Origin of the sequence: Aeromonas sp. HMWF017 (assembly GCF_003061465.1) — a bacterium.
GTDB classification, from domain to species: Bacteria; Pseudomonadota; Gammaproteobacteria; order Enterobacterales; family Aeromonadaceae; genus Aeromonas; species Aeromonas veronii.
Genome location: NZ_QAJD01000051.1, coordinates 4,424 through 12,394 on the forward strand (window position 1 = coordinate 4,424; position 7,971 = coordinate 12,394).

5 protein-coding genes are annotated in these 7,971 nt (G+C 60.2%); 4 read left to right on the top strand and 1 reads right to left on the bottom strand.

The genetic code is table 11. From position 1 onward, the window contains the following. Positions 1–230, top strand: a 230-nt coding sequence (locus DBR30_RS21610; protein ID WP_258224275.1) for a M23 family metallopeptidase, incomplete at its 5' end; no start/stop codon positions are given. A gap of 88 nt (positions 231–318) precedes the next feature. Here the strand turns inward: DBR30_RS21610 and DBR30_RS04435 are convergent. Continuing rightward, positions 319–1,656 (bottom strand): MATE family efflux transporter, encoded by a 1,338-nt coding sequence (locus DBR30_RS04435; protein ID WP_108541836.1) that lies wholly within the window; start codon positions 1,654–1,656, stop codon positions 319–321. Between the two features lie 155 nt (positions 1,657–1,811). Between DBR30_RS04435 and mscM the strand changes: the two genes are divergently transcribed. The 3 genes from mscM (at position 1,812) to DBR30_RS04450 (ending at position 7,834) form a co-directional block, all read left to right on the top strand. Then, positions 1,812–5,093 (top strand): miniconductance mechanosensitive channel MscM, encoded by a 3,282-nt coding sequence (gene mscM / locus DBR30_RS04440; protein ID WP_108588205.1) that lies wholly within the window; start codon positions 1,812–1,814, stop codon positions 5,091–5,093. Between the two features lie 24 nt (positions 5,094–5,117). Next, the gene (locus tag DBR30_RS04445; RefSeq protein WP_108541831.1) at positions 5,118–5,801 is read left to right on the top strand and encodes a glycerophosphodiester phosphodiesterase; all 684 of its coding nucleotides are present in this window, start codon (positions 5,118–5,120) and stop codon (positions 5,799–5,801) included. A 155-nt stretch (positions 5,802–5,956) separates the two neighbouring features. Beyond that, positions 5,957–7,834, top strand: a complete 1,878-nt coding sequence (locus DBR30_RS04450; protein ID WP_005335052.1) for a methyl-accepting chemotaxis protein — start codon at positions 5,957–5,959, stop codon at positions 7,832–7,834. Positions 7,835–7,971: the final 137 nt, after the last annotated feature.

Genomic DNA, 7,971 nt, shown 5'->3' on the forward strand with positions numbered 1-7,971 from the left:
ACTTCTTCAATGGCAATACCGTCTTTGTCGACCACGGTCAGGGGCTCATCAGCATGTTCTGCCACATGTCGAAGATCGATGTGAAGCTCGGCCAGAGCCTGCCGCGTGGCGGCATCGTCGGGCGAGTCGGTTCGACCGGCCGCGCTACCGGCCCCCATATGCACTGGAATGTCAGCCTTAACGACACCCGGGTCGATCCCGCCATCTTTATCGGTGCCTTCAAGCCCTGAATCGGCAGAGCCCGTTAACAAAACATCCTCTAACAAAACAGGCAGCCCATGGCTGCCTGTCTGCTATCTGCACGTCGAACCTGATTACCTATCCGGCCAGAGCGTGGGCGCCGGACTCCCGACGCATCGCCCGCCACATCACCAGCACCAGCAGCGAGCTGCACGTTGGCAATGCCAGCCAGACCCCGGGCACGCCCCATAGGGTCGAGAAGCCCCACAAGAAACCGCCAATCAGCACCAGCTTGCCGCCAGTGAGCAGGGAGGCGATGCGGGCCCGATTGATGGCCTGGAAGTAGGTGGCCCCCACCAGCAGCAAGCCCTCCATCGGCAGCCCCCAGAAGTAGAGCCAGATCCCGAGGCTCGCCACCGGCAGCAAGGTGGCGTTGTCGCCGGCAAACAGATAGACCGCCGCCTCCGGCCACAGATAGAGCGGGAGCATGGCGCACAGGGCGATCCCCAACGTCACTCCGAGTGCCAGATTGCGGATCCGCAGCACCCGCCGCCAGTGACCGGCACCCGCGTTGAAGCTGGCGATGGGCTGGATACCCATGGCGATCCCCTCAAACACCAGATAGAAGAAGGCCTCGGTGTAACTGATCACCCCGTAGGCCGCCACATGCAGCGAAGTGCCAACCGCCAGCAACGCCTTGTTGTGCAGCGCCAGCACTACCGAGAGATAGAGGTACATCAGAAAACTGGAGATCCCGAGGCGCACCGTCTCGCCCATCAGCCGCAGATCGGGGCGCAGGGTGTCCCAGCTTATCCGCAGCTGGCTGCGCGGTGTGAAGAAGTGCCACAGGCAGGCGAGGCCCGTCACTGCCTGGGAGAGCATGGTGGCGGTCGCCACCCCGGCCAGTCCGAACGGAAACACTACCATCAGCAGATAGTCGAGCAGCACGTTGAGCAGGCCCCCGACTACCATGATGAGGGTGACAAAGCCTGGGCGGCCATCGTTGCGCAGCAGCGAGCTGAACGCCATCGACAGCACCGCAAAGACGCCCAGCCAAGCATAAGCCTGCAGGTAGGAGAGCCCGGCGGTGAAGATCTCCCCCTCCGCCCCCATCCAGGCCAGCATGGGCTCGCCATAGCGGATCCCGATAAAACTGAGCAGTGCCGAGGCCAGCAACACCATCACCAGCGCATTGCCGACGATATGGCGGGCTTTGGCCGGGTTGCCCTGCCCCAGATAGAAGGAGACCAGCGACGAGGCCCCCATGCCGATCAGCGTCCCCACCGCATAAAGCACGGCGCAGATGGGATAAGCCAGCATCAGACCGGCCATGCCATCCTGACCCAGCACATGGCCAACGAAGATGCCATCGATGGTGACATAGATGCCGGTGATCAGCATGGCCGCCACGGTCGGGGTTACGTAACGCCAGAAAAGGCGAGATAGCGGGGCTGTGCCCAGATCAACAGCTGACATATTCGACTCGGTGGAGAGAAAGCGGCCGGGATCATAGCGAAACGGCAGCACGACTTCCTGTTATTTGTGTTATGAATCATTAATATAGACTGCTTTACCCGCCTCCCTGCCCTGTTTTAGGCTAGGGCCACCTCTTCTGAACGGAAACGAGCCTCATGTTGCAACGCCTGCTCACCCTCTTGCTGCTCTCCCTTATCCTGTTGCCGCCAGCCGTGCGCGCCGACGATGCCATTGCCCAGGCCGAATCCCTGTTGCAGAGCGTGCCCAAGAGCGATACCCCGGAAAACCAGAAGCTGCGGGAGAGCTACCAGCAGGCACTGCAATTTGCCAGAGAGGCCGAGCGCTACCGTGAACAGAGCAAAGCCTATCAGCAGATCCTCATCGATTACCCCAAGGAGTCGGCGCGCCTCAAGGAGAGCCTGCATAACTATCAGCCCGCTGCTCGCCCGCCGCTGGCGAGCCTCAAGGAGGAGGCGCTGCGCCAGGCCATTGGCCTGAGCAGCAACCGCCAGCTCAACCTGCGCAAGGAGCGGCAGGGGGTGATGGACAGCCTCAACCAGCTGGAGAGCACCGGGCAGGAGTATCACCTGCGTGTGGACGATCTGCGCAAGCAGCTGCAACTGACCCGCAGCCAGCTGGAGCGACTGAGCTTCAGCAGCGAATCGGATCGCCAGCAGGAGGCCCAACTGCTGCTGACCAGAATGAAGGAGCAGAGCCTCTCCGACCGGATCCAGATGCTGGAGCTGGAGCAGCTCTCGGCCCAGCAGCGCAACGATCTCGGCAAGCTGAAACTGCAGGAGCTCAATCTGGCCATCGCCGACGAGGATGAGTGGCAAGCCAGCCTGCTGACCCAGCAGAACCAGCTGCGGCGGGAGAAGACCGAGCAGGCGCTGGAGGAGAGCGAGCGGCTGCGCAAACAGCTCACCACCGACATGCCGCTGCTGCTGGAGCAGCAACAGCAGAATCAGGCGCTCTCCATCCAGCTCGGCACACTGGAAGATCAGATTGAGCGGGTGCAGGACGAGCAGCGCAGCGTCGACAAGAATCTGTTTGAACTGAATGAGCTGGTCAACTCGGTACGCGAACAGCTGGAGTGGCTGCAGATCAGTAATGCCTACGGCGAGAACCTGCGCAGCAAACTCTCCGATCTTCCTCCCCAGTTCCCCCTCGACAAGCTGGAGTCCGCCATCGTCAGCGCCCGCATGGCCAAGTACCAGTACGAGAGCGAGCAGGATGGGCTCAAGGATACCCGCCAGCTGCGTGACAAGCTGATGGCCGAAGAGGAGGTGACGCTCGATCGGCCACAGCAAGCGGTGCTCGACAACCTGCTCAAGGCCCGGCGCCAGCTGCTGACCCGGCTCAACGACGCCTCTGACACCCTGATCCAGGAGCAGACCCGTCTCAAGCTGCTCTACAGCCGCCAGAACAGCAAGATCGACGAGATCCGTGAGATCAGCGCAAGCCACCTGTTCTGGATGCCGGATGTGCGCCCCTTTACCCCACAAGTCATGCTCGGCATTCCTGCCGCGCTGACCCTGGCCTTCAACCCGGACAACTGGCTGCAACTGCCCTACGCCATCGCCGAGAACAGCCCGCTGAGCCTCACGCTGGCCGGTATTGGTCTGCTGGTGCTGGCCTGGAGCTGGTTCAAGCTGGCCCGTCATCTGAGCCTCTATTGCGACCATATTGCGCCGCGGATCGGCAAGGTGACCCAGGACAAATTCAGCCTCACCAGCCGCTTGCTGCTGCGCTCCCTGCTTGCCGCCCTCCCCTTGCCCGCCATGGTGCTGATGGTGCGCGGCCTGTTCGAAGGGGCCTGGCAATACCCGTTTGCGGTGGCGGTGGCGCGCGGTCTTGGCGAGATCTGGTTTCTGCTGCTGGCGCTGGTGATGGCCCGCCATCTGACGCTGGAGCGGGGGATTTTGATCCACCACTTCCGCTGGCCCCGGGAACAGGTGCAAAAGGTGTGGGGGCAGTTTCGCACCCTGCTGCTGGTGCTGATCCCGAGTTTCTTCGTGCAGGGGATGGCCAACAGCTATCAGGAGCACGCCTTCTACGACTCCCTCGGCCGGATGGCCTTCATGATCGGTGCACTCTGGCTGCTGCTCTTCTTTGCCCGCCTCAACCGGGAGCGGCTGCCACTCACCTGGGGCCAGACCGACATGACTAAGCCCCATCTGCTGCACCACTTCATCTGGAACAGCCTGATGCTGGCGCCGCTGCTGGCGGTGATTGGCGCCCTGTTTGGCTACTTCTATACCTCGCGCACCCTGCTGCGCCAGCTGGAGCTTAGCCTGCTGATGGGGCTGGGTTGCCTGCTGGTCTACTATCTGGCCAGACGCTGGATGCTGATCCAGCGCCGCCGCCTCGCCTTCGAGCGCGCCAAGAGCAAGCGGGCCGAGATCCTGGCCCAGCGCGGCCGGGAAGAGGGGCATGACGAGCTCAGCTCCGAGACCCCGGACGTGGTGGAAGAGACTGAGCTGGATCTCGATACCATCAGCGCCCAGTCGCTGGGACTGGTGCGCACCCTGCTGATGCTGGGCTTCACCATGCTGGTGGTGGTGCAATGGTCGGATCTCAACTCCGCCTTCAGCTTCCTCAGCAATATCGAGGTGTGGCAGGTGAGCAGCAAGATTGGCGGCATCGAGCAGCTCTCGGCCATCACCTTGCAGGATCTGATGCTGACCGCCTTCGTCTTCATTCTGACCGTGGTGACAGCCCGCAACCTGCCGGGGCTGATGGAGCTGACCCTGCTGCAACACCTCAGCCTCTCCCCGGGTACCGGCTTTGCCCTCACGACCACCAGTAAGTATCTGGTGATCCTGATCGGCGCCCTCACCGGCTTCTCCATGCTGGGCATCGACTGGTCGAAGACCCAGTGGCTGGTCGCAGCCCTCTCGGTAGGGCTGGGTTTCGGTCTGCAGGAGATCTTCGCCAACTTTGTCTCCGGCCTCATCATTCTGTTTGAAAAGCCAATCCGGCTCGGTGACACCGTCACCATTCGCGATCTCACCGGCACCGTCACCAAGATCAAAACCCGGGCCACCACCATAGTGGATTGGGATCGCAAGGAGATCATCGTGCCCAACAAGGCCTTCATCACCGAACAGTTCATCAACTGGTCGCTCTCCGATGCCATCACCCGGGTCAAACTGCGGATCCGGATCGGCCTGACCCAGGATCCGAAACTGGTGCAGCGCATTCTGGAGGAGTCCATCCAGGCATCGACCCTGGTATTGGAGACGCCGACGCCAGAGGTCTTCCTGATCGAATTCACCGACTCGGCGCTGATCTACGAGATCCGCCTCTACGTCAACAACATGGATCACCGGATGCCCATCACTCACGAGGTTCACTCGCTGGTGCTGGAGAAGATGCAGCAGCAGGGACTTACCCTGCCCCATCAACAGATCGACATTCACCTGAGCCGCGGCTGATCCGCGAGTTAAAAGGAGCAGAACATGCAGATTATTGCCCATCGTGGCGCCAGCGGTCTGGCACCGGAAAACACCCTCAAGGCGATGACCAAAGCGCTGGAGTTAGGAGCATCAGCTATCGAGATCGACGTACAGACGGCCGATGGCGAGTTGTGGGTCTTTCACGACCGGCGGCTGGAGCGTTGCACCAACGGCAAGGGGGTGCTGACCGAGCAATCCCGCTCCTATCTGGAGCAGCTCGATGCTGGTGAAGGAGAGGTGATCCCGACCCTGTGGCAGGTGATGGAGATCATCGCCGGACGCTGCGAGCTGCATATCGAGCTCAAGGGGGCTCATACCGCCGATGCGGTGGCAACCCTGACCCGACGGGCAGAGGCCGAGCTGGGCTTTACTCCCGGCCAGTGGGTGGTCTCCTCCTTCCATCACCCGGAGCTGGCCCGATTTACCGCCTTGCGGCCCGATATCCGGATCGGAGCCCTGACCGCCAACCTGCCGCTCAACCTGGCGCAGTTTGCCGACGAGCTGGGGGGCTGGTCCATCAATTGCGATGTTGATTTCATCGACGCCGCGCTGGTCGATGATGCACATCGCCGTGGACTCAAAGTTCTGGTTTATACCGTTGATTATCCAGAAGATTATGAAACGCTCTCTAGCATGGGGGTCGATGGAATCTTCACCAATCGACCAGATCGTTTTCTGACGCAGTGAGGGGGCGATACGCGCATGGATAACCACTGATTTAGGCACTAACTTTAAATAGCTGACCGGGATACAAAGAGTTCAACTTCAGCCGATAAACAGAGGCTCATAACAATAACTAGATTCCACACACACTTCAGACTGACGCTCACAAGGATGTAACTATGAACTTATCCATTAAAAACAAGCTTGTCCTGGCTATCGGGGTCATCATTCTGGTGATCACCTGCCTGCAGGTCTGGTACAACACCTCGCAACTGCGCAGCGAGACCCAGCGACTGGTCTGGAACATCATCGACGAAAGCTCCATGGCCAACGTCAAGGGGATCTCCCGCTGGGTCGACTCCCGGATCAGCATGGTCAGCACCACCAAGGAAGCATTCGCCAAAGAAGACGAGCCCATCAGTCATCTGGCCCAGTCCATGAATGCCGGTGGCTTCGACCTGGTCTATGCCGGTACCGCAGACGGCAAGATGATCCAGAGCAAACCAACCGATTTGCCCGCCGGTTATGACCCACGTCAACGCCCCTGGTACAAGGACGCGGCCGCCGCAGGCAAGCTGGTCATTACAGCCCCCTATGCCGACATCTCCACCGGCCAGCTGATTGTCACCATTGCCGAGCCGTTCCAGCGTGGCAACACCCAGGGAGTCATCGCCGGTGACGTCTCCATCAGCTCACTGATCTCGGACATTCTGGCGGTCACCACCGAGGGCACCTACGCCATGCTGGTGGACAGCAATGGCACCATCATCGCGCACCCCGATGCCTCCCTGAGCCTGAAATCCGCTACCGCTCTGGCACCGGAACTGACTGCTGCCTACATCAATCAGGTCGCCCATGACGGCATGATCAACGAGCTGGTGATCAGCGGCAAGAAAGAGGTCTACGACTTTAATGCCATTCCCAATACCAACTGGTATTACGGCATGATGGTGGATGAAGAGATCGCCTACCAGTCGGTACGCCGCATGGTTACCTCCTCTTTCATTCAGGGGCTTATCACCATACTGATCGTGGCAGGCTTCTCCTATGTAGCCATCAACGGCTCGCTGGCCCCTCTGAAAACCCTGGGCGAAGCGATTGCCGATCTCTCCCGTGGCAACGGCGATCTGACTCGCCGCATCAAGATTGAACGTGAGGATGAAGTAGGCGCGGTTGCCAAACACGTCAACACCTTCATCGAGCGGATCCATGTGATGGTGCAGGATATCTCCAACTCCTCCGGCCAACTCAACCAGCAGGCCAAGTCCTCCCACAGCATGGCGGAGAAGGCCAATCAGGGGCTGGCACGCCAGCAAAACGAGATCTCCCAGATCGCCACTGCGGTACACGAGATGTCGGCCACCGCGGTCGAGGTCGCCAGCAACGCCGAGCAGACCGCCGAAGCGGCCCGCAGCTCCTCCAGCAGTTGCGAGCATGGCAAGCAGGTGATTGCCCGCAACCAGCGCTCCATCACCGATCTGGCCACCCAGGTGGAACAGGCCTCCAACATCATTCAGGAACTGGAGAAAAACGCTCAGGAGATCAACACCATCCTCTCCACCATTCAGGGCATCGCCGAGCAGACCAACCTGCTGGCACTCAACGCCGCCATCGAAGCGGCCCGTGCCGGTGAACAGGGTCGCGGCTTTGCAGTGGTAGCCGACGAGGTGCGCGTCTTGTCACAGCGTACCCACAGCTCCACCGTCGAAATCCGCAATATGATCGAAACCCTGCAACGCAATACCCAGGGGGCGGTCAGCACCATGCACGAAGGCCAACTGCTGGCCCAGAACAGCGTGGATGACGCCAACAACGCCACCCATGCGCTGGAGCAGATCACCACCTCGATCAACCAGATCTCCGACATGGCGACCCAGATCTCCAGCGCGGCTGAAGAGCAGCGGGCCGTCACCGACGAAGTAAGTCGCAACATTCAGGCAGTGAAAGATGTCTCGGACGAACTGGCAGTGGATGCAGACAGCTCACGCCATCTCTCTGAACAACTTAAAAATATTTCGGGTGAACTGAGCAATCAGGTCGGCATGTTCCGCATTTGAGCATGAGCAAAAGGGGCCGTACAGGCCCCTTTTATTTTTCTAAATAGCGCTTAATTTTCAGTGAGTAATCTCACATTACCCGCCAAATACCCCGCCTTGAAATCCTTGTAATTCGTCTGGAATTATCAGATCACCGC